Source organism: Cupriavidus sp. U2 (assembly GCF_009663685.2).
GTDB classification, from domain to species: domain Bacteria; phylum Pseudomonadota; class Gammaproteobacteria; order Burkholderiales; family Burkholderiaceae; genus Cupriavidus; species Cupriavidus necator_C.
In genome coordinates this window covers 145,251-167,022 of the sequence record NZ_RCOG02000027.1, presented here as the reverse complement: position 1 = coordinate 167,022, position 21,772 = coordinate 145,251, and the positions used below count along the sequence as shown (strand labels likewise).

The 21,772-nt window shown below is 67.7% G+C and carries 20 protein-coding genes; 7 read left to right on the top strand and 13 right to left on the bottom strand.

The window, feature by feature from the left end:
- Positions 1-27 precede the first annotated feature (27 nt).
- Entirely contained in the window at positions 28-846 is an 819-nt protein-coding gene (locus tag D9X30_RS20325) for an IclR family transcriptional regulator (protein WP_153946050.1), read from the top strand.
- A 30-nt stretch (positions 847-876) separates the two neighbouring features.
- On the opposite strand, the gene D9X30_RS20320 is transcribed toward D9X30_RS20325, so the two are convergent.
- Entirely contained in the window at positions 877-1,584 is a 708-nt protein-coding gene (locus D9X30_RS20320) for a glutathione S-transferase N-terminal domain-containing protein (RefSeq protein WP_153946051.1), read from the bottom strand.
- A 243-nt stretch (positions 1,585-1,827) separates the two neighbouring features.
- On the opposite strand from D9X30_RS20320, the gene D9X30_RS20315 reads away from it, so the two are divergent.
- Positions 1,828-2,829 (top strand): hypothetical protein, encoded by a 1,002-nt coding sequence (locus D9X30_RS20315; protein ID WP_153946052.1) that lies wholly within the window; start codon positions 1,828-1,830, stop codon positions 2,827-2,829.
- A 32-nt stretch (positions 2,830-2,861) separates the two neighbouring features.
- Here the strand turns inward: D9X30_RS20315 and D9X30_RS20310 are convergent, their stop codons facing one another.
- The 3 genes from D9X30_RS20310 to D9X30_RS20300 all read right to left on the bottom strand — a co-directional run bounded on the left by D9X30_RS20310 (position 2,862) and on the right by D9X30_RS20300 (position 8,755).
- A complete protein-coding gene (locus D9X30_RS20310; protein ID WP_228770768.1) occupies positions 2,862-3,821 on the bottom strand; it encodes a glycosyl hydrolase in 960 nt (319 codons plus the stop codon).
- Positions 3,822-3,852: 31 nt separating this feature from the next.
- Positions 3,853-5,976, bottom strand: a complete 2,124-nt coding sequence (locus D9X30_RS20305; RefSeq protein ID WP_194946450.1) for a di-heme oxidoreductase family protein — start codon at positions 5,974-5,976, stop codon at positions 3,853-3,855.
- Positions 5,977-6,436: 460 nt separating this feature from the next.
- Positions 6,437-8,755, bottom strand: coding sequence for an FdhF/YdeP family oxidoreductase (locus D9X30_RS20300; protein WP_153946053.1), 2,319 nt, complete (start codon positions 8,753-8,755; stop codon positions 6,437-6,439).
- A 294-nt stretch (positions 8,756-9,049) separates the two neighbouring features.
- Between D9X30_RS20300 and D9X30_RS20295 the strand changes: the two genes are divergently transcribed.
- Both D9X30_RS20295 and D9X30_RS20290 read left to right on the top strand, forming a co-directional pair.
- Positions 9,050-9,313, top strand: coding sequence for a hypothetical protein (locus tag D9X30_RS20295; protein WP_153946054.1), 264 nt, complete (start codon positions 9,050-9,052; stop codon positions 9,311-9,313).
- A gap of 8 nt (positions 9,314-9,321) precedes the next feature.
- Positions 9,322-9,459 carry a hypothetical protein gene (locus tag D9X30_RS20290; RefSeq protein ID WP_153946055.1) on the top strand — a complete coding sequence of 46 codons (138 nt, stop codon included), beginning with the start codon at positions 9,322-9,324 and terminating at the stop codon, positions 9,457-9,459.
- Positions 9,460-9,549: 90 nt separating this feature from the next.
- On the opposite strand, the gene D9X30_RS20285 is transcribed toward D9X30_RS20290, so the two are convergent.
- Positions 9,550-11,022 (bottom strand): sensor histidine kinase, encoded by a 1,473-nt coding sequence (locus D9X30_RS20285; protein WP_153946056.1) that lies wholly within the window; start codon positions 11,020-11,022, stop codon positions 9,550-9,552.
- A gap of 298 nt (positions 11,023-11,320) precedes the next feature.
- On the opposite strand from D9X30_RS20285, the gene D9X30_RS20280 reads away from it, so the two are divergent.
- A complete protein-coding gene (locus D9X30_RS20280; protein ID WP_153946057.1) occupies positions 11,321-11,794 on the top strand; it encodes a Dps family protein in 474 nt (157 codons plus the stop codon).
- A gap of 75 nt (positions 11,795-11,869) precedes the next feature.
- Here D9X30_RS20280 and D9X30_RS20275 read toward each other — a convergent pair whose 3' ends face one another.
- From D9X30_RS20275 to D9X30_RS20255, 5 genes are all read right to left on the bottom strand, one after another.
- The gene (locus tag D9X30_RS20275) at positions 11,870-12,841 is read right to left on the bottom strand and encodes a cytochrome d ubiquinol oxidase subunit II (protein WP_153946058.1); all 972 of its coding nucleotides are present in this window, start codon (positions 12,839-12,841) and stop codon (positions 11,870-11,872) included.
- Between the two features lie 16 nt (positions 12,842-12,857).
- Entirely contained in the window at positions 12,858-14,258 is a 1,401-nt protein-coding gene (locus D9X30_RS20270; protein ID WP_153946059.1) for a cytochrome ubiquinol oxidase subunit I, read from the bottom strand.
- A gap of 6 nt (positions 14,259-14,264) precedes the next feature.
- Complete coding sequence (locus D9X30_RS20265; RefSeq protein ID WP_153946060.1) at positions 14,265-14,741, bottom strand: DUF3331 domain-containing protein; 477 nt, start codon at positions 14,739-14,741, stop codon at positions 14,265-14,267.
- Positions 14,734-15,744, bottom strand: a complete 1,011-nt coding sequence (locus D9X30_RS20260; RefSeq protein ID WP_153946061.1) for a helix-turn-helix transcriptional regulator — start codon at positions 15,742-15,744, stop codon at positions 14,734-14,736. The genes D9X30_RS20265 and D9X30_RS20260 overlap by 8 nt, the downstream gene beginning before the upstream one ends.
- Positions 15,745-15,895: 151 nt before the next feature.
- On the bottom strand, positions 15,896-16,051 hold the full coding sequence (locus D9X30_RS20255; RefSeq protein ID WP_153946062.1) for a hypothetical protein: 156 nt from the start codon (positions 16,049-16,051) through the stop codon (positions 15,896-15,898).
- Positions 16,052-16,316: 265 nt separating this feature from the next.
- Here D9X30_RS20255 and D9X30_RS20250 point away from each other — a divergent pair, with 265 nt between their 5' ends.
- Both D9X30_RS20250 and D9X30_RS20245 read left to right on the top strand, forming a co-directional pair.
- Positions 16,317-17,816, top strand: a complete 1,500-nt coding sequence (locus D9X30_RS20250) for an efflux transporter outer membrane subunit (RefSeq protein ID WP_153946063.1) — start codon at positions 16,317-16,319, stop codon at positions 17,814-17,816.
- On the top strand, positions 17,813-18,991 hold the full coding sequence (locus D9X30_RS20245; RefSeq protein ID WP_153946064.1) for an HlyD family secretion protein: 1,179 nt from the start codon (positions 17,813-17,815) through the stop codon (positions 18,989-18,991). Before D9X30_RS20250 ends, D9X30_RS20245 begins: the two co-directional genes overlap by 4 nt.
- 69 nt (positions 18,992-19,060) lie before the next feature.
- Here D9X30_RS20245 and D9X30_RS20240 read toward each other — a convergent pair whose 3' ends face one another.
- From D9X30_RS20240 to D9X30_RS20230, 3 genes are read right to left on the bottom strand one after another with little or no spacing between them, the layout of a single operon-like run.
- Positions 19,061-20,572, bottom strand: a complete 1,512-nt coding sequence (locus D9X30_RS20240; RefSeq protein ID WP_153946065.1) for an MFS transporter — start codon at positions 20,570-20,572, stop codon at positions 19,061-19,063.
- Entirely contained in the window at positions 20,554-20,751 is a 198-nt protein-coding gene (locus tag D9X30_RS20235) for a hypothetical protein (RefSeq protein WP_153946066.1), read from the bottom strand. The genes D9X30_RS20240 and D9X30_RS20235 overlap by 19 nt, the downstream gene beginning before the upstream one ends.
- 29 nt (positions 20,752-20,780) lie before the next feature.
- On the bottom strand, positions 20,781-21,602 hold the full coding sequence (locus D9X30_RS20230; RefSeq protein ID WP_153946067.1) for an alpha/beta fold hydrolase: 822 nt from the start codon (positions 21,600-21,602) through the stop codon (positions 20,781-20,783).
- Positions 21,603-21,772 lie beyond the last annotated feature (170 nt).

Genomic DNA, 21,772 nt, shown 5'->3' with positions numbered 1-21,772 from the left:
CATGAATGAGGGTTAACCTCGGGCGCCATGACATCCGCTACCGAAATCACTCCGGACCCCAGCCCCCGTCCGCGCGAACGCCGCCAGCGCGTGCAGGCGGCTGAAACCGGCATGGCCGTGCTCAAGACGCTGGCCCGCCTGGGCGGGCGCGCCAGCCTGACGGCCATCGCGGGGCAGATCGGCGAAAGCCCGGCCAAGGTGCACCGCTACCTGGTGAGCCTGATGGAGGAAGGATTCGTTGCACAGGAAGCCAATACCCAGCAGTACCACCTGGGCATCGAGGCGCTACAGATCGGGCTGGCCGCGATGCGCCAGGCCGACCCGATCCGGCTGTCCGAAGCCTCGCTGGTGCGGCTGCGCGAGCGGCTGGAGGTGACGTGCTTTATCGCGGTGATGGGCAACAAGGGGCCCACCATCGTACGGATCGAGGAGCCGGGCCTGCCGGTGACGGTGAACGTGCGGGTGGGGTCCGTGATGCCGCTGCTGTGGTCGGCCACGGGCCGGGTGTTTCTGGGCATGCTCGACGATTCGAACGTGCAGGCGCTGGCGCGTGCGGAATTCGATGCGCTGACGCCGGGGCAACGCGCCGACCTGGATGCGAACAACCCGCTGGGGGCGTTGCGCGACCCCGTGCGGGCGCAAGGCTGCGCGGCGGTGCGCGATACCAACCTCAAAGGTATCAGTGCGGTGGCGGCGCCGGTGCGCGATTACACCGGCCGCGTTTGCGCGGTGCTGACCGCGCTGGGCGCCACCGGCGGCTTCGATCCGTCGATCGACGGACCGATCGGCCGCGCGGTGCGCGAGGAAGCCGCGGCCATCAGCGTCTTGCTGGGGTTCGCGGGCTGATCCCGGGGGGGCGGCCCGATGCCGTCCGCGTTAATCCGGCCGCTTCGGAATATCGACCGCGCGCTGCACGGCCGGTCGCGCCACAAAGGCGGCCAGCACCCGCGACACTTCGGGAAAGTCCTGGATGCCCACCAGGTCGCCTGCCTCGTAGAAACCCAGCAGATTGCGCACCCACGGGAACGTGGCGATGTCGGCAATGGAGCAGTCATCGCCCATGATCCACTGGCGGCCCTTGAGGCGTTCGTTCAGCACGTTCAGCAGCCGCTTCGATTCGGCCACATAGCGGTCGCGCGGACGCTTGTCCTCGTAGTCCTTGCCCGCGAACTTGTGGAAGAAGCCCACCTGGCCAAACATCGGGCCGATACCGCCCATCTGCCACATGACCCACTGCAGGGTCTCGTAGCGCAGCGCGGGGTCGGCCGGCATGAACTTGCCGGTCTTGTCGGCCAGGTACACCAGGATCGCGCCCGATTCCCACAGCGCCAGCGGCTGGCCGCCAGGGCCGTTGGGGTCGATGATCGCCGGGATCTTGTTGTTCGGGTTCAGCGACAGGAATTCGGGCGAGGTCTGGTCGTGCTTGTCGAAGCGCACCAGGTGCGGCTCGTAGGGCAGCCCGGTTTCTTCCAGCATCAGCGATACCTTGATGCCGTTAGGGGTATTGAGCGAATACAGCTGCAGGCGGTCGGGATGTTGTGCCGGCCATTTGCCGGTGATCGGAAAGTCGGACAGAACGGTCATCGTGATGAGCTTTGTCGTTTTGTGGGCGAAAACGGCCATGGTAATGGCTTTGGCGCAGTTTCGCCTGGCAGCCGGTAAATATCCTTGACACTGCGGGCCACGCCGGACCGTTGCGCCGGCCTGACACGCACTGGCATCGATGCGCCCCGATGACTACTCTCCATTTGGCTGTTCAGTCATCTGGATGGTATCGGCCGCGCACGGGCGGGCCATATCCTCTAGCTTCTTTCAAGGGAGGGCAGCATGAGGACCTTCTTGGGACTCGCTGCCGGCTGCATGCTCGCCGCCGGCTGCACATCGACACCGAAAGTGCCACCGGTATCGGCCTTCAAGGCCGACGACCTCAGTGGCAAACCGAAGCGCGCGGCGCAGGCCTGGGTGGCCGCCGGCAAGGACTGGTCGGCGGACAAGGATCTGGGGGCCCTGCTGGCCCTGCCCGAGAACCGCGAAATCAAGGACCTGCTGGCGTCGTCGCAGTGCGCCGAGACCCCGTCGAGATCTTCCTCGAACGCATCGGCTTCGCCCGGCCGGGCCGCCACCGCAGCCGGCACCGCGTTCGTGGCCAGCGGTACGCGGCTCGAGGCCGACCTCTACGCCGGCAAGGACCAGGGCAGCCCTGAACAACTGAAGCGCGAAGCAATCGACGCCAGCACTGTCGATGTGAGCTTCTCGGCGGCAGGATTCCGTGGGGTCCGTTGCGCGGTGTTCGCACGCTATGCGCTGGCCGATGCGCCGTCGCGCCCCGGGCTGGTGGCCGTGCTGGCCATCGAGCAGCGGCTGCAGGACGGCAAGTTCACCGACTACTTCCGCTTCCGTCCACTCTATATCCGGGCTGCGAACACGATTTCGAAGACGGCCGCGGGCAACGGTGCGCGACCGGCGCAGATCGCGGTGTCGTTCGCGCTGGTGACCCGGCAGCTCGTGGTCAATGGCGAAGGCGCGGCAACGTTTGCCGAACTGGGTTCGGCGGCCACCACCATCGCCCGGGTGCCGTTGGGCGGCGACGGCATGCCATGCATCACGGCGCAATGCAGCGGCATGTCGCCGCCGGTGCCGGTGCCGGTGGCGCGGGGCACCGTGGTCCTCGCGATGGGCGTGAGCGAGGCGGGCGATGTGGGGGCCGAGATCGACCAGATCCGTGTGGAGCGCGAAGCGGTGGCTGCGGCGCGCGTGCCAGGGACGCCAACCCTGGCGGCACCGGTGACGCCGCCGGCCCATGGATCGGAGCGCCACCTGTCCCGCTAGGCGCGGCAGTCCAACCCAAACCGGGCCTGTTGTCAGAACGGCAGGCTCAGGTAATAGCGGCCCAGTTCCGACAGTTCGCCATCGGCGCCCAGCAGGCTGGTGAAATGCGGATCGGGGTTCCAGCGGCCCGTGAACCATGCGTAGCGGAAGACATCGGGGCGCTGCTCGCAGGTGGCCACCATGTCGCGCATCTGCGTCTTCTGCTTTTCCAGCGTATCGACCTGTGCGCCGTCGGCATTGCCGTGCCAGTTGGCGAATTCGGTGACCCAGAACGGTTTGCCGTACCTGGCCAGGCGGTCCAGTTGCCCGCCCAGGCCATAGTCGTACCAGTGGAAGGCCAGGTAATCGATCTGGGGATTGCGGTTGCCGTTGGCGGCGCGATACGCGTTGTAGAACGCGTCGAGCCACACCACGGGATCGCTGTAGCCCGGCATGGTGCCCCACGTGATGGCCGGGCCTACCAGCTTGACACCGGTGCGGCCGGCGATGGCCTCGAACTGCGGCCATGCGGCGGCGGCCGCGGCAGGCGACAGGTTGGCCTGGTCCGTCAGGTTCGGCTCGTTCATCAGCAGCAGGTACTTGACCTCCGGGTGGCCCTTCAGCCAGGCCTCCACCGTGGCGGCATCGAACGCGTAGTCGTTCCAGAGCATCGGCACGAAGTCCATGCCATAGGCGGCGCGCGGGTCGGCGGGTGCCGATGCGCTGGGTCTGGGCGACCAGTTGTACCACCACGATACCCCGGGGGCCAGCGCCGCCAGGTCGGCCTTGCTGGACAGGTCGTAGGCGATGCCGCGCTTGGCGCTCTTGGTCACGCCCGGCGTGGCGGACGGCGGCGTGGTGGGCGCGGTCGGCGTGCTTGGCGAGAGGTGGCCGGCGGAGCCGCCGTTCGCGGACGCCGGGGTGCCGCCGTCGCCGCCGCCACCGCAGGCGGCCAGCGCGAAAGCCATGAGCAGCGGCGCCATGGCCCGGCTGCGTAGGGTGTGCATCAGCATGTGAGTTTCCGTGTTCTGGCGCCTGCGCGCGCTACAGCGATTGCAGGAACGCCGTGATCGCGTCGCGGTCGGCCTTCGGCAGGGCTTCGTAGCGTTTGCGGCTGTCGGTGGCCTCGCCGCCATGCCAGAGCACGGCTTCCGGGATGGTGCGGGCGCGGCCGTCATGCAGCAGGCGCACGCTGGCGTCGCCACCCTGCACGAAGCGCAGCGAGCCGATGCCCCACAGCGGCGCCGTGCGCCACTGGCTCGGATACGCGCGGCCCTCGGACAGCGTGTCGGCCAGGTCGGGCCCCATGTCGTGCAGCAGCAGGTCGGTGTACGGATGAATGACCTGCTCGCGAAGCTCGGCAAATGGGTGCGTGGCGCCGGTCTTCAAGGTTGGCGTATGGCAGGCCGCGCAGCGCACCTGCGTGAACAGGTCGGTGCCGCGCGCGATTCGGGCCGGATCCACATCATGCTCGGGCGACACACGGACGCCGTCGGGGAAGCCGCTGCGCAGCTTGCGCTGGGCCGGCACGGCGATCAGCGACAGGTAGTGCGTCATGCGCTGCAGTTCGTTCTCGCTGACAGACGTCGGCGTGGTGACCGTGTGGCAGTTCGCAGCCCCACGCTGGCAGCCGTAGTCGGGGAACACGGGCGACGTCACGCCGAGGTCCTTGATCAGCGCGTCGGCCACCTGCTGGCGGATGCTGCCCTTCGATGCCTTCCAGCCAAAGCGGCCGACGTGGGTCTTGCCCGTCTGCGGGTCCACCACGAGGTTGGCCACGCCGCGGATGCCGTCGCCATTGGCGTCATCGGGATCGGCCAGGCCAAGGATGGTGGACTCGGGAATGGCCTCCAGCAGCCCCATGCCGATGACCTGCGCGGCCTGGCGCGCCGAGTAGCGTCCCGGAACCGGGCCCCTGAACGCGAAGACCGGCTTGACCAGTTCCACTTTCTCGCCATCGGGCAACGTGCGCACGGTGGTGTCGAACGACTGCACGGTGACGTCGTAGGCGGCCGCCTTGGCATCCTGCGCGTGCTGCTGCACGTTGTGGCCGTAGACGGGGTCGGGGCCCGTGCCGTCGCCGCTGGCGGTCAGGAACGACATCGTATCCAGCTTCGCGCCCAGCGCCAGCGGCTTGCTGCGGCCGTTGTTGGTGTGGCATTCGATGCAGCGCGGCTGGTTGTAGCGCGCGCCGAGCTGACCGATATGGGCCGCGAACACGGGGTTGTCGCGATCGTGCTCGGAGTGCGTGCCGTCGGCGAACGATGTGTGGAACAGCCGGCGTCCTTCGACGAATCGCTGGGTATTGGTGATGCCGATGTTGTTGGCCATCTGCTGGAAGACCCGCATCGGTTCTTCCGAGTAGTTGTACGACAGGCTGGCCTGGCCGCCCAGCAGGGCGTCGTCGGGCAGCGGTTCGGAATCGAGGTTCGGGGCGATGCCGTACCACGGGCGCATGCCCACGCCCACGATGTAGAGCTGCTCGAACGAGTAGTAGCGGCTGCCGCCGCCATCCACCACCGGGTCGCGCTTGAGCCGCGGCGCCGGGGCCAGCTCGACCTTGTCGCCGATCTTCAGCGGACTGTGCGGGTCGGTGCGCCAGTTCGAGTCGAAGGTCATCATGCAGTCTTCGCGCGGCTGGTTCTCGCGGCAGATCGGCAGACCGCCTTCCTTCGGATTGTTGAAACCGTAGTTCAGCGACCAGCCATAGTCACGCACGGTGGGATCGAGCACGTTGCGGAACAGGCTGAACGTGGTGCCATCGAAGATGCCCTGGTTCACGCGCAGATAGACCTCGATCAGCTGCTTGCCGGCGGGTACGTGGTCGCGGATTTCCAGGCCGAACGTGCGGTTCTGGAAGTAGAACGTGGGGAAGGTCAGGTAGCGGCCCGGACCCGCGTCCGGGGCGTCCCAGGGTTCGCCGCGCTCGCGCGCGTGGCGCTCGGTCGGGCGCGAGCCCATCATCGTGACCAGCGTGCCGTCGGGCTCCCGGTACTGGATCTGTTCCATGACCGGCGTATCGGCACCGTACAGCGGTTCGTAGAGCGATGGCGTGACAGTCGGCGCAGGCGCCGGACTGCCGTCACCGCCCCCTCCGCCGCACGCAGCGGCCATGAATACGGCGGCCAGCAGCAGTGCCGGCCCACGATGGTGAGCGATTTTTTTCATTGTATTGACCCTTCGTTCTTATCCGAGCCGCGCCGGGCTCCGTTCTCGATTTTTTGTTCCCGGCTTCGGCACGGACAGCTGCCATGCGCCGCGAAACGGCCCATTCCCTGTAGCCGCCGCGATTATCGTGAGCCGCTTAAATAGATGTCAATTGTCATTATCTGGCGCATCGGGTGACAAAAATTGCGCCTTGTGGTGACGAGGATCGTCACCGCTTGACGGGGCGCCGGATACAGCCGGGTCGATGACCTGTACATGACGGAAACCGGAGGTTTTCTGCCGGGGGGTGGCACCTCGGTTGTTGCGGAGTGCGTGCCGCGTGGGCCAATCTGGTGCAGATTTCGTTGCGCAAAAGCCGCAGACATTGCCACGGCGGCGGCCATGAAAAGGGCCACTTGCCAGCGGATGGCAGTGGCCGGGGGCCAGGCGTCGAGATATCAGGCGCCCAATGCGTTGACGCTCAAAGAGATACGGTAGGCGCGCTGGCCCGATGCAGCAGCACCGGTACCGATTTTGAAGTCGGTGTATTGCAGACGTCGGCCACGCTGTCCAGCGGCACCAGGGGGTTGGCCTCGGGATAATAGGCCGCCACGCAACCGCGTGGAATGTCGTAGGCAACCAGCCGGAACCCGTCGGCGCGCCGCTCGATATCGTCGTGCCAGACCGTGGTCATGTCGACCCATTCGCCGTCGCGCAGGCCAAACATCTGCAGGTCCGACGGATGGATGAACACCACGCGGCGCTGGCTGAAGACGCCGCGGTAGCGGTCGTCCAGCGCGTAGATCGTGGTGTTGTACTGGTCGTGCGAACGCGTGGTCATCAGCGTCATCACCCGTTCGCCGTGGCGGGCGCGGGCCTGGGCGATCGGCGTGTCGGGGGTCAGCGGGTTGACCAGGAATTCGGCCCTGCCGGACGGCGTGTGCCATTGCCGCTCGCGCGCGGGCACATAAAGGTGAAAGCCGCCCGGTACCGCCACGCGGGCGTTGTAGTGCTCGAATCCGTCGACGACCTCGGCGATCTTGTCGCGAATGCGCGCGTAGTCCTGCGCGTACCAGCGCCAGTCAACGGTGGCGCTGCCCAGCGTGGCATGGGCCAGGCCGGCGATGATCGCGGTCTCGGACATCAGGTCTGGCGACGCCGGCGTATTCATCCCGAACGAGATATGCACCTTCGAGACCGAGTCTTCCACCGTTACGCCCTGCGGCACGCCGTCCTGCAGATCGATCTCGGTGCGGCCAAGCGTGGGCAGAATCAACGCCTCCTTGCCGTGGACCAGATGGCTGCGGTTGAGCTTCGTCGCGATATGCACGGTCAGGTTGCACGCGCGCAGCGCGTCCCACGTGCGGGCCGTGTCCGGCGTAGCCGCCGCGAAGTTGCCGCCCAGCGCCACGAAGATCTTCACGTCGCCGCGCAGCATGGCCTCGATGCTCTCCACCACGTCGTAGCCATGCTCGCGTGGCGGGGTGAAGCGGAACGCCGCGCCGAGCTTGTCGAGGAAGGCTTCCGTCGGTTGCTCCTCGATGCCGACCGTGCGGTTGCCCTGCACGTTCGAGTGGCCCCGCACGGGACACAGGCCCGCGCCTTCTCGCCCGATATTGCCGCGCAGCATCATGAGGTTGGTCAGCATCTGGATGGTCTGCACCGAATGCTTGTGCTGGGTCAGCCCCATACCCCAGGTGCAGATCACGCGCTGGCCACGCGCGTAGATGGCGGCCAGACCTTCGATGTCCTCGCGCGGCACGCCCGATTCCTGCTCGATGACGGTCCAAGATTCGGCACGCAGGTCGGCCGCGAAAGCGTCGAAGCCGTGCGTGTGTTCGGCGATGAACGCGGTGTCAAGCACGCGGGCCGCACCCGTGGCCAGCGCCGCGTCGTCCAGTTCCAGCACGCGCTTGACCACGCCCTTGATCAGCGCGTAGTCGCCGCCCAGCGTAGGGCGCACGAACACCGAGCAGATCTTCGTGTCGGACATGGTCAGCATTTCCACCGGGCTCTGCGGACTGGTGAAGCGTTCCAGCCCACGTTCGCGCAGCGGGTTGATCGACACCAGCGTGGCGCCTCGCCGGGCACAGTCGCGCAGTTCGGCCAGCATGCGCGGGTGGTTGGTGGCCGGGTTCTGGCCGAACAGCAGCACGGTGTCGCAGGTCTCGAAATCCTCCAGCGTCACGGTGCCCTTGCCGACACCCACCGTATGGGGCATGCCGCGACTGGTGGCCTCGTGGCACATGTTCGAGCAGTCAGGGAAGTTGTTGGTGCCGACCATGCGCGCGAACAACTGGTACAGGAACGCGGCCTCGTTGCTGGCGCGGCCCGAGGTGTAGAAGGCCGCCTGGTTCGGATCGGGCAGCGCGCGCAGGCGGGTGCCGATCAGCGCGAATGCGTCCTGCCAGGAGATCGCCCGGTACGTGTCCGTCAGGCCGTCGTAGATCACGGGCTCGGTCAGGCGGCCGTGCTGCTCCAGTTCGTAGTCGGTCTGCGCCATCAGGGCCGTCACCGTGTGTTGCGCCAGGAATGCGGCTGTCACGCGCTTGCCGGTGGATTCCGCGGCCACGGCCTTCACGCCGTTTTCGCAGAACTCGAACGTCGAGGCGTGTTCGCGGTCTGGCCAGGCGCAGCCGGGGCAGTCGAAGCCGTCCGCCTTGTTCTGCCGGAACAGCATCGCGTAGTCGCGGCCGGGCACGCGCTCCTTGATCAGGTTGATGGCCACGTATTTCAGCGCGCCCCATCCGGCGGCGGCATGGGGATAGGGTTCGATGCGTGGCTTTGACTTGAAGGCCATGGCGGCGGCTCCTGCCTGAAGGGAATCGATACGTCGGGATGGGCCAAGCGTATCGGCGGCAGGGTGGCGGGCGTTGCCGCTGGCGGCAGGGGTTTCGGTTTTGCACGCCCGGCGATGCGCCATGCAAACCAAAGGATGATGGTGCTCTACAAATTGGCTAGCGCGAGGCAACCCACGTACGAATGCGCCGCGCGGCGGTGCCGCCTACGATGGATTCACGGGCTTGCGACGCAGGCCCCGGCGGGAAGCCAGAAGGTTTTTCCGTCTGCAACGCAAGTCAACCAGGAGTCCATCATGATTCGCAAGCACCTCGTTCCCGTTCTCGTGGCATGCGGCGTGGCCGCCGTCAGCGCCCTTGGCACCGGCATGGCCAATGCCGCCGAGACCGGCAAGCACCCGGCCACGCAATCGCACCCGCAGTACAACATCGACCAGCCGCGTGACGTCTACACGCAGGGCGCACGCTTCAATGTGTCGCCGGCCGACCAGGGCCGCTTTATCCAGGTTGGTCAGGACCTGACCGGCGTATCGGCGCCTCCGGGCAACACGCCCGCCTGAGCGCCGGCATGATCGCCAATGTCGAAATCGACGGCCGGGCCGCCAGCGCGGCCGTCGGTCGTGTCACGCTGGCGCTGGCATGGCTGGGCGTCTGTGCCGCCAGTTGCGGCATGGCGCTGGTCACGGCGCTCTGGGCAGGCGTCTGAGGTGCCGCCCAGGCGCCGGCTTTTTTTAAGCTGGATCGGGGTTCAGAGGGCGACGCAATGTTCGCCCCAGGGCCGCCCCGGGGGCCGGGATCAGGCCGCTTCCTGGGTCGCCTGCCCGCCATCGGCCATCCGTTGCGGCAGCCGTACCATCATTTTGGCGCCGCCTTCCGGCAACGATTCCGCCGCGATACTGCCGCCGTGGGATTCCACGATGTTCCGGCAAATGGACAGCCCCATGCCCATGCCGTCCGGCTTGGTCGTGTAGAACGCGTTGAACAGGCGGTCCATGTCCTTGTCGGGAATGCCCGGACCCGTATCGCTGACCACCAGCAGCACCGTATGGTCTGGCATGACGCGGCTGGCCAGCGTGAGCCGGCGCCGGCCTGACACATGCGACATGGCCTGCGCGGCGTTCACCATCAGGTTCACCAGCACCTGCTGCAGTTGCGTCCAGTCGCCATGAATCTGCACGCCGTCGGCATCCAGGTCCAGATCGACCGCTACCTGATGGTCCTGCAACTCGCGCCTAACCAGTTCCAGCGAAGCCGTCACGAGGTGGTCGACGCCGATATCCACGTACTTGGGCTCCGACTTCTGCGCCATGGCGCGAATCTGCCGGATGATGTCGTTGGCGCGGCTGGCGTCGCGAATCACCTGTTCGATCGATTCGGTGGCTTCGGCGATCTCGGGCTCGTCGCGCTGCAGCCAGCGCAGTGCCGAGCTGCCGCAGGTGACGATGGCGGCCATCGGCTGCGTCACCTCGTGTGCGATCGACGCGGCCAGCTGGCCCAGCGTGGTCACGCGCGACACATGCGCCAGTTCGGTCATGGTCCGATGCAGTGCCTGCTGCGTCTCGATGGCGTCGGTGGTATCCATCAGGGCGCCCACGTACTCGTGCTGGTCGCCGGCCGTGGCGCTGCGGCGCGCCACCAGATGCACGTGACGGATCGCGCCACCGGGCAGCAGTAGCCGGTGCCGCAGATCCACGCTCTCCACGCCGCCGAGCATGGCCGCATGCACGCGCTGCACTTCGACCAGATCGTCCGGATGCACGCGGGTGAGCACCATGCCGAAATGCGGCGCCTCGCCCCGCGGGTAGCCGAGGATACGGAACGCCTCGTCCGACCACGTCATCGTGTTGGCCGGCAGCCGCAGCGCGATACTGCCGGTCTTGCTGAGCCGCTGGGCTTCGGCCAGGAATGCCTCGCTGCGCGCCAGGGCGGCCTCGGTGCGGCGCCGCCGCGCCATGTCGGCCAGGTTGCGCAGCGCCAGCAGCGTAGTGGTGCCGATGGCCAGCAGGGCAAAGACGAAGCGTGCCAGCTGGCCGTGATCGGGGTCGGGGTTCTGCGAAATCGCAAAGGCCGCCACTGTGAGCACCAGCGCCGTGGCAGCGGTGACCCGGGTGGCGCGGATCGATCCGGTCAGCGCCACCAGCAGGATGACGAGCACATAGACCACCGCGATGGCGAAATCGAGTGGCGTCAGGGCGTCGATCGCGAAGACACACAGGCCCAGCAGGCCTGCCGCGCCCATCAACAGCCGGTTGGTGGTTGTGTTGTACATCCTGTCGCCCGTATTGCTGGTTATCGGTATGCCCATGCCCACGGCCGGCAGCATGATCCGACCCTGATATTAGTCCTGAATGACTGGTCGAGGAATCATATGAAGGTATAGGAGATGTCCACGCATTCGTCGCCCTTCGGGAACCTTGGGTGCGTTTTTGCAAGCGGTTGATCTGGGGACAATCCGCGTCAGCGCCGCAGGTGCACAGTCGAGATGGACACCCGCCGGCGCCACAGGCGCCCGCGAGTGCACAGAATCGGGGCGCATAGCCCTTTGTTATGCCTTACTGGAGCCCATCATGACCCTTACCCAGCTTGACGATCCCGGCCTGGCCGTCACCGAAATCTCGGATCACCTGAACCGGCTGCTGGCCGACGTCTTCGCGCTGTACCTGAAGACCAAGAACTTCCACTGGCACATGTCCGGCCCGCACTTCCGCGACTACCACCTGATGCTGGACGAGCAGGCCACCCAGATCTTCGCGATGACCGATGACGTGGCCGAGCGCGTGCGCAAGCTCGGCGGCACGACGCTACGCTCGATCGGCGCCATTGCACGGCTCCAGCGCGTGCGCGACAACGACGCCGAAGACGTCTCGCCCAAGGCCATGCTGCGCGAGCTGCATGCCGACAACCTCACGCTGGTCGAAGCCATGCTCGATGCCCACGCGGTATGCGACGACCATGCCGACGTGGCCACCGCCAGCCTGCTGGAAAACTGGATCGACGAAGCGCAGCGCCGCGCGTGGTTCCCGGCAGAGTCGGTCAGGTAACGTTGCCGACGCGCAACGCCAAAGCCCTCTCCGCTGGAGAGGGCTCTTTTTTTCCGAGCCGGCGCCGCATGCAGCTCAGACGGCCACCTTGCCGCGGAACACGTGATACTGGTACAGGTTGTAGCCCAGCATGACCGGCAGCAGCACGCCAATGCCGATCAGCATGAATACCAGCGTGCGGTCGTCGGAGGCGGCATCGATCAGCGACAGGCGCCCCGGCACCACGTTCGGGAACAGGCTGACAGCCAGGCCGCCGAACGACACCAGAAACAACAGCACGGCGGCGCGGAACGGAGACCGGCGGCGGCCGGTCCAGGTCGACCCCGCAATCCAGGAGACCGCCAGTGCGGCCATCACACCCAGCGCCAGCAGCACGGCCAGCACGCCATGCTGGTGCCAGCGGTGGGTGCCGATCAGGCTCAGCCGCAGCGTGGCGCCGGACAGCACCAGCGCACTGACGACGGTGATCGGCAGCGTTGCCAGTGTCCACTTGCGCGCCGAAGCGTCGACCGGATACGACGTCTTCTTGATCAGGTAGGTGGCGCCCAGCAGCGCGTAACCGGCGGCCACGCCCACGGCGGCAACCAGCGTGAACACGGCGTTCCATGCGCCCGGACCCAGCCCGGTGATGATGCGTCCGAGGATCACGCCCTGGGCCACGGCGGCCAGCAGGCTGCCGACGCCGAAGACGCGGTCCCAGAACGGGCCGCGATGGGTGGCGTGGCGGAACTCGATGGCCGCGCCGCGCATGATCAGCCCGGCGATCAGCGCCATCAGCGGCAGGTACAGCTGTGGCAGCAGCATGGCGTAGGCGGCCGGGAAGGCGCCAAACAGTCCGCCCCCCAGCACCACGAGCCAGGTTTCATTGGCATCCCAGACGTGGATGATCGATTCGACCATCACGTCGCGCCGTTCGCGCTCCGGCTCGAACAGGCTCAGGATGCCGATGCCAAGATCAAAGCCGTCCGTGACGACATAGGCGGCCAGCATCAGGCCCAGGATGCAGAACCAGAGCGATACCAGCAGGGTATGGGCGTTGGTTTCCATGGCGAATCTCCGGTGGTCAGTAGGTGCTGCGCTCGACGGCCGCCGGCAGGGCCGCCGGGGCGGTTGCCGGGGGGCTGAGCGACAGGTCCGGCCCCTGGCGCAGCCAGCGCGCGGCGAGCCAGGCGAAGGTCACCAGCAGCACTGCGTAGAAGGCGCCGAACATCGCGATGCTGCCGGTGACGTCGGCAGGGGAAATGGCGGTCGAGACCCCTTGCGGGGTGCGCAACAGGCCATAGACCAGCCATGGCTGGCGCCCCACCTCGCGCACGATCCAGCCGCACTCGACGGCCAGGTACGGCAGAGGAATGGCGACGATCCATGCCAGCAGCAGCGCCCGATGCTGGCTCAGGCTGGCGGGCTGGTGGCGCGTGCGGCGCAGCACCCGTGCCGTCCACAGCGCCAGCACCACGAACAGCACGCCGATGCCGGCCATCACCCGAAACGCGTAGTAGAGCAGCGGCAGCATCGGGGGCTGGTCGGCGCGCGGAATATCGGCCAGGCCCGTGACGGTGCCATGTACCTTGTGCGTCGCCAGCAGGCTTAGCATGCCGGGCACCTCGATGGCCCAGTCATTACGCTGGGCGGCCTGGTTGGGCCAGGCCAGCAGCGACCACGACGCGGCCGTGCCCGGCGCATTGGTCTGCCAGTGGCCTTCGATGGCGGCCCCCTTGGCGGGCTGCGTCTCGAAGACGTCCACGCCGCTGCCGTCGCCCAGCCATACCTGCAACGGCGCCACGATTGCCAGCAGCACCATGGCCAGCCCGAACGAGCGTGCGAAGAACGCCGGCTGGCGCCGCTTCAGCAGGTACCAGGCCGAGATGCCGGCCACCACCACCAGCCCGGTTTCCAGCGCGGCCATCCACATGTGGCTGATGCCCCAGAGCGCATCGGGATTGAAGATCGCGCGCAGGTAATCGGTGACGACGATCTTGCCGTCTTTCACCGCCACGCCGGCCGGGGTCTGCATCCACGAATTGGCCACCATGATCCAGAAGGCCGACAGCGACGAGCCCAGCGCCACCATGCCAGTGGCAAACAGGTGCACGCCGCGCGGCACGCGCTCCCAGCCGAACATCATGATGCCGACAAAGCCGGCTTCGAGCATGAAGGCCATGGCGCCCTCGAAGCCGAGGATGTTGCCGAAGAACTGCCCCGTGAACTGCGAGAACCCGCTCCAGTTGGTGCCGAATTCGAACTCCATCGGGATGCCGCTGACCACGCCGACGGCAAAGTTCAGCAGCAGCAGCTTGCTCCAGAACCGCGCGTGGCGGTACCACGCCACGTCGTTGGTGCGAATCCAGAGCACTTCGACGATGAACAGGAAGGCCGACAGGCTGATGGTCAGGATCGGCCAGAGGATATGAAAGATCGCGGTGAAGGCGAACTGCAGCCGAGACAGGTCGGTGACGTCGTGCATGGCGCGTTACCTGGCGTTCGACCGGTAAGCGATGGCGGGCTGCGTGTCGTCCAGCGCGGGCGCAAGCGCCACGCCGGCGCTGTCCATGGCAGAGGCCAGGATCATCGCGTCGGCATTGAGCGCGGGCGGACGCGAACGCTGCGGGCGAAACACCAGGTCGCTCTTGTCGATGGGCTGGCCGGACAACGCGCAGACGCCGCTCTCGCGGGCCGGACCGATGGTCCATACCTGCGCCCCGTAGCGGCAGTGCGTGGCGTCGCGCCAGCTCACCACGGCCATGGCGCTGCTGAGCCGTTCGATGATGCTGACGATCGGGGCATGGGCGCGCAGTGCGTTGTCCTCGGCGGTGTAGGTCAAGGATGCCAGCGTCTGGCGCTTCGGATCCAGCAGCGCGATGGTGCGCAGCCACGTGTCGCAGGCGCTGTCGCGCACGTCCGCCAGATCGTGGGTGTAGACGGATGCGGGGTACAGGGTTTCAGCCATGGGAGCTCCCGGGAGTAGAGGTGACCTTGACGCGCCAGCAGTGCGGCGTGTCGCCGACGAAACGCTTGAAGACGGTGGTGAAATGGGCTTGCGAGCGGAATCCGCAGCGCATGGCCACTTCCAGCACGCTGCCGTCGCCGCCGCGCAGCAGGTCCTGCGCGTGTTCGATACGGCGGCGCACCAGGTATTCGTGCGGGCGCATGCCCGTGGTGCGCCGGAACTGGGCGGCAAAGTACATGCGCGTAAGCCCGGTGCTGCGCGCGATATCAGCCAGCCCGATGGGGGCGGACAGGTTCGCGTCGATGAACTCGATGGCGCGGCGCAGACGCCACTGGGGCAGCGTGGTCACCGCACGCGTGTTCGACGCAATGCGCTGGAAATGATTAGCCACCACGCGCGCCACGATGGCCAGGGCCACGCTGTCGGCAAAGATGCGGCCCAGGCCCGGGTCCTGCGAATGCGCCACGGCCAGGGCCTGGCCAAGGCGTTCCAGTGCCGGGTCGGCATGGAAGAACGGATCTTCGAGCCGCAATTCGCCGTCGTGGTCGTGGCCGAACTGGTCGGCGTAGCAGGCCGCCAGCACCGATTGGGGCACGAACAGGTGAAGCACGTCGGTGGCTGAAGCGTACACGGCGCTGGTGGCGGTGCCCGGCGCGGTCACGTGGACCGCACCGGCACCCAGCCGTCCGTCAAACACCGGCATGCCGCCGCACAGGAAGCGGATCGAGCTGGACCGCAGGTTGATGGCGATGCAGTGCCGGGTGGGATCGCCGGCGTGCGACACCGTGTCAGGCGGCTCGCCGTCGCAAGTCCAGCGCGACACCACGATGGCGTCACGGTGGCCGGGCGTGACCGCCGCCTCGGGGGCGTGTCGCCAGCGGGTTTCGCACTGGACGAAGCCGGGCGCCTGCGCGGCGGCCACGCGAAGCTGGGGCGCTGCCCTGGCGGGTGCGGCGCCAGAGGTGTCAGGGGCGTCGAGGACGGTGGTTGCTACATCTTTCATGGCGGGGCTCCTGGATGCGGTATCGGTGCGGCGGCGGGCGTTCAACCGGCGTACTGGAGGTACGCGACGGCAATCAAAATCAGGTTCAGCACGGCGAGGACGATCCAGCCGTACATCAGCAACAGGCTTTCCTGGTCGGACATGACGGTGCTCACAGGTGGTGGTGCGACATCACGGCGTGCGCTGCGGCGTGAACCGGCTCGATGGCCTGTTGCCACATGCCGTAAACCACGGCGCCAGCCACGCCGACCGTAGCGAAGGCGAGGGTGATGGCGATGATCGGCATCCAGAGCTTCTGAAGTGTCATGGTGCGGCTCCCGTGGAAGCAGTCGGTGGTTGACTGGAATGCTAGGAGCCGGGTACGGATGCCCACAATTGCCGCGTAGGTGGTGCGGTGTTAAACGAAGGTATAGGCCGCGCCAACGCAATGCACCGGAAAGGGGCGAAATCGCACGGATAGCGGCGGTCGCGCCACCCGGTAGTGCCATCCCGAAATAACTTGGCGTTCGCAACCACGGCCTTGCGCGCCAGCGGCCATCATTCCCGGCATCAACCATCGGAGTGAGGCCGTGATGCATGCCGCGACCGGATGGCGGCACCTGCCCGTGGCCGCCGCCGTGCTGACTACCCTGGCGCTGACGGGCTGCGCCGCGTTCGACCACAGCCGCCCGACGCAGACGCCGGCGGTGGTTACCGGCATTGCGCAGAGTCTGCCCGCCCAGCATGGCCGGTGGCCGTCGCAGGACTGGATCGACCGCTTTGGCGACCCCCAGCTTGGCGCACTGGCCCGCGAGGCGGTTGCCGGCAGCCCGACGCTGCAGGCCGCGCGGGCGCGCGTGGAGGCAGCCCGAGCCGTGGCCGAGGGCGCGCGCAGCGGCCTGTATCCCGACATCGATATCCGCGGTGGTGTGTCGCGCCAGCGCATTTCCGAGACCGACCTGCTTGGCGCCACGCCGCTGTCGGGCCGCTGGATCAACCAGGTGCAGCTGTCCAGCGGCCTGACGTATGACCTGGACTTCTGGGGCCGGCACCGTAGCGCGCTGCAGGCCGCGATCTCCGGCGTGCGCGAAGCCGAGGCAGAAGGCCAGGCTGCGCAGTTGCTGCTGACCACGGGCGTGGCGCGCGCCTACGCGCGGCTGGCCACGCTGTACGTGCTGCGCGACATCACCACGCAAACGATTGCCCAGCGCCGCGAACTGTCCACGCTGGGCAAGGCCCGGCTTGTGGCTGGCCTCGATACCCAGGTGGGCATTACGCTGCAGGACGCCGACCTGGCCAGTGCCGAGGCGGATCTGACGCATATCGACGACACCATCACCCTGACGCGCCACCAGATTGCCGCGCTGCTGGGCAAGGGCCCCGACCGCGGACTGACGATCACCCGGCCGGTGCTGCTGAACGGCTCGGATGGTCATCCGCTGGCCGGACTGCCCGACGACGCGCGTATTGGGCTGCTGTCGCGCCGCCCGGACCTGGTGGCCGCGCGCTGGCGCGTGGAGGCTGCGTCCAAAGACATCGACGTGGCCCGTGCGGAATTCCTGCCCGACGTCACACTGTCCGCCATGGCTGGCCTGACCACGATCACGCCGTCCGATTTCCTGCTTGGCGCTAGCCGGGCCTTTGCCTTTGGCCCGTCGCTGCGGCTGCCGGTGTTCGAGGGGGGCCGCCTGCGCGCCAACCTGCACGCGCGCTACGCCGACTACGACGCAGCCGTGGCCGACTACAACCAGACGCTGACCGATGCACTGCGCGAGACGGCCGATGCCGTCGGCAGCCTGCAAGCCGTGGCCGCCGAAACTGCGCAGCGGCAGCGGGCACAGGCGCTGGCCGAGCGTGCCTATGCGCTGGCTTCCGGCCGCTGGCAGGCCGGCCTGGCCAACCAGTTGGCCGTCCTGACGGCGCAGGACAGCGTCCTGGCGCAGCAACGCCAGGTGGCCCAGCTGCAGGGGCAGCAACTCGATCTCCAGTTCCAGCTGGTCTGGACGCTGGGCGGCGGCTACGTCGGGCAGTTGCCGGAACATGCCGCCGCCCAGGCCGCCGCGTCACCCAATCCCACCACGACCTCACCATGAACACACCCGCCCCGCCCGCTGCTCCCGCCGCGCCCGCGCCGTCGGCCGAAATGCGCCCCGTACCGCGCCGCCGCCTGATCACGGTGGCCGCTCTGATCGCCGTGACGGGCATCGGCGCCGGCGCGTACTGGTGGACCATCGCCCGGCACTTCGCGTCCACCGATGACGCCTATGTGTCCGGCAACGTGGTGCAGGTGACGTCGCTGGTACCGGGCACGGTCGTATCGATCGCGGCCGACGACACCCAGCGCGTGACGATGGGCCAGCCGCTGGTGGCGCTGGACCCCACCGACAGCGAGGTGGCGCTGCAGCAGGCGGCCGCGCAACTGGCCGAAACGGTGCGCCAGGTGCGCACGCTTTATTTCGGCAACGGCACGCTGCAGGCGAACATCGCGCAGCGCCAGGCCAGCGTGGAGAACGCCCGTGACGATCTACGCAGGCGCATGTCGGTCGACGGGACCGGCGCCGTATCGAAAGAGGATGTCGACCACGCCCGGTCAACGCTCAGGGAAGCGCAGGCGGCGTTGCGTGCCGCGCAGGAACAGCTGGCATCGAACCTGGCCCTGACGCACAACACCAGCATCGCGCAGCATCCCGACGTGGCGCGCGCCGCCGCAAGCTATCGCGCCGCCTACCTGGCCCACGCGCGTTCGACACTGCCGGCGCCAGTCACCGGCTTCGTGGCGCGCCGTGCGGTGCAGGTGGGCCAGCGCGTGGCGGCCGGTGTGCCGCTGATGGGCGTGGTGCCGCTGGACCAGGTGTGGGTGGACGCGAACTTCAAGGAAAACCAGATGAAGGACATGCGCGTGGGCCAGCCGGTGTCGCTGGTGGCCGATTTCTACGGCGCCCAGGTGCGCTACGACGGCAAGGTGGCCGGCTTTGCGGCCGGCACGGGCGCTGCGTTCTCGGTGCTTCCCGCGCAGAACGCCACTGGCAACTGGATCAAGGTGGTGCAGCGGCTGCCGGTGCGGATCACGCTCGATCCCGCGCAGCTGGCGGCGCATCCGCTGCGCATCGGCCTGTCGATGCAGGTGACCGTGGATGTTCACCAGCACGACGGCGCCAGCCTCAACACGCTGCCGGCCGTGACGCCGCTGTCCACGGACGTCTACGCACTGGTGGGTCGCGACGCCGATGCCAACATCGCGAAGATCATCGCGGCCAACGAGCGTTGAGCGCGCGGTGGATGCTGCGCCGCGCTCCCGCAAGCGGCAGGGAGGAGGCCGTAAACGGTTATGGGGAACTCACCGCAGCCACCGCTGCCAGAGCGCAAAGCCAGCCACCAGCAGGCAGCCGGGCGCCACGATGGCCAGCAGGTTGGCGCCGGCCAGCAACACCGCCTGCTGGTCGATCTGTTGCGACAGACCGATCAGTGCGGCGCCATGCGGCAGCGGTGCGATGCCGTAGGGGTCGACGCGTGCCACCAGGTGCGTGCGCGCCAGCGCCTCGCCGTACTGCAGGCATTGGGCGGCGGTGCCCGTGCCGGCGGCCGATGCCACCTGGCGCACGATGTTCTTGAACTGGTAGGTGTGCGAGAAATCGTCGAGCGGTGTGTCCAGGAACGTCAGCTTGGCCACGACGATCAGGCTGAACGGCAGCGCCGCGCTCTGCAGCAGCAGTGCCGGCACCACGCGGCCCAGCGACAGGTCCGTCATCAGACGCGTGGCCAGCATCCACGCCGCGCCGGCCAGCATGACATAGCCCAGCGCCAGCCAGCGTCGCGAACCCGGCAGGCGCGCGCCATACAGCACGAACACGATGCCTGCCACGACGCCCGCCGTGGCGGTCAACGTCGTTACCATGCCGGTGGTCTCGAAGGAGAAGCCCAGGCCCAGCTGCAGCACGATCGGTATCAGGTAGTTCCAGAGCCCGGCCATGAAGGAGTAGGTGGCGTAGAAGCCCAGGCCGGTCAGATAGCGTTTCCCGCCCAGCCGGTGCGTATTCAGCCACGGGTCGGGATGCCGGTGCAGCCGCAGAAAGGCCAGTGTCATCAGGGCGGCACCCGCCAGCGGGCGGACAACCACGATGGGCGTGCTGGCCGCGGTGTAGAGCCGCAGATCGGCCAGGCCATGCACCAGCACCAGTGCCCCCAGACCCAGCAGCAGCACGGTGTACCAGTCCATCGCGGCAAGGGCGTCGATGTCAGGCGGGCGGGGCGGGGTGACGCGGTGCGGATAGGTGACCGACACCAGCAACAGCGTGGCGGCGGCGCCGATGGCCTGCACCACGAAGATCAGGCGCCAGCTGGCATCAAGGATCAGCGTGGCGGTGATCCACGGCGCCGCGGCCAGCATGCCGATGGCGCCCAGCACGAACGGCCAGAGCAGACGCGGGCGCTCCTGCGGGGCGGCGATCATCTGGATCAGCGTGCGCGCGGCAGCGAACAGGCCGCCCGCACCAAGCCCCTGCACGGCCAGCGCCAGCGAGAGCTGCACGATGTTGTTCGATACCGCGCACAGGAGGGCGCCCGCGATGGCCACCAGCAGGCCCAGCATCGTGAAGCCACGGTAGCTGACCAGGTCCGCGATGCGCCGCAGCATCAGGTTGGCGACGATGGCGGCCGCGGCATAGGACGTAAAGCACCAGAGAAAGTCGTCGGGCGTGGCGTAGACGCCGGCGCGGATCTGTACCGCGCCGGTGGCCAGCATCGAGGTGGCCACGAAGTCGACCCCCGTGGCGCACCCAAGGGCCAGCCCCATCAGCAGCACGCCGCCGCGCGTGACGCGCGGCAGGGCGCCTAACGCGACGGATGGCATGCCGCCTTGCCGTCGTGGCACCTGGCCGGGGTCGGGGCTGGGGCCTTGGCCGCCGGCAGCATGCTGTAGTCGTAGCGGTCGGCGGCAAACGGGCTGGTGGCCGGATCGGTGGCGTGGGCCGCCACGGCGCCCAGCAGACAGGTGGCGGCAAGGATGGATCGAACCAGAATCGGACGCATGTCGGTTCTCCGGTTGGTGCGGCGATGGATCAGCGGTTCAGGAAGGCCAGCAGGTCGGCGTTGACCTCGTCGGCTCGCGTGACGCACATGCCGTGCGGAGCGCCGGCGTACACCTTGAGGGTCGCGCCCTTGACGATCCTGGCCGACAGGCGGCCGGCATCGTCGATCGGCACGATCTGGTCGTCGTCGCCATGCAGGACCAGCGTGGGCACGTCGATCTTCTTCAGGTCTTCGGTGTAGTCCACTTCCGAGAACTCCTTCACGCACAGGTATTGGCCCAGCACACCGCCGGCCATGCCCTGCTGCCAGAAATTGTCGATGGTGCCCTGCGCCACCTTGGCGCCCGGACGGTTGAAGCCGAAGAACGGCAGCGCCAGGTCCTTGTAGAACTGTGAGCGGTTGTCGGCCACTCCCTGGCGGATGCCGTCGAAGACTTCCATCGGCAGGCCGCCGGGATTGGCCTCGGTCTTGAGCATGATCGGCGGCACGGCGCCGATCAGCACCGCCCCGGCCACGCGCTTCGAGCCATGCCGGCCGATGTAGTGCGCCACTTCGCCTCCGCCGGTGGAATGGCCAACCAGCGTGGCGCCCTGGATGTCGAGGGCGTCGAGCACGGCGGCCAGGTCGTCGGCATAGGTGTCCATGTCGTTGCCGTGCGCGGGCTGGTCCGAGCGGCCGTGGCCGCGACGGTCGTGGGCAATCACGCGAAAGCCGTGCTGCACCAGGAACAGCATCTGGGCGTCCCAGGCGTCGGCATGCAGCGGCCAGCCGTGCGAGAAGACCACGGGGCGGCCGGTGCCCCAGTCCTTGTAGAAGATACGGGTCCCGTCCTGGGTGGTGATGTAGCTCATGTCGGTCTTCCTGAGGAGAGAGTGAGGCTTGAGGCTACCGCCGGCGCGGGGCGGAGCGTTCCGCGTGATCGGCGCTGCTTTCGCATATGCACGTCCGGGCGCCCGATTCGGCGCAGACCGTCCGGCGCGGGCTTTCAAAGGGCTTGCAGCGGGCTTTCGGAGGGTGCTGG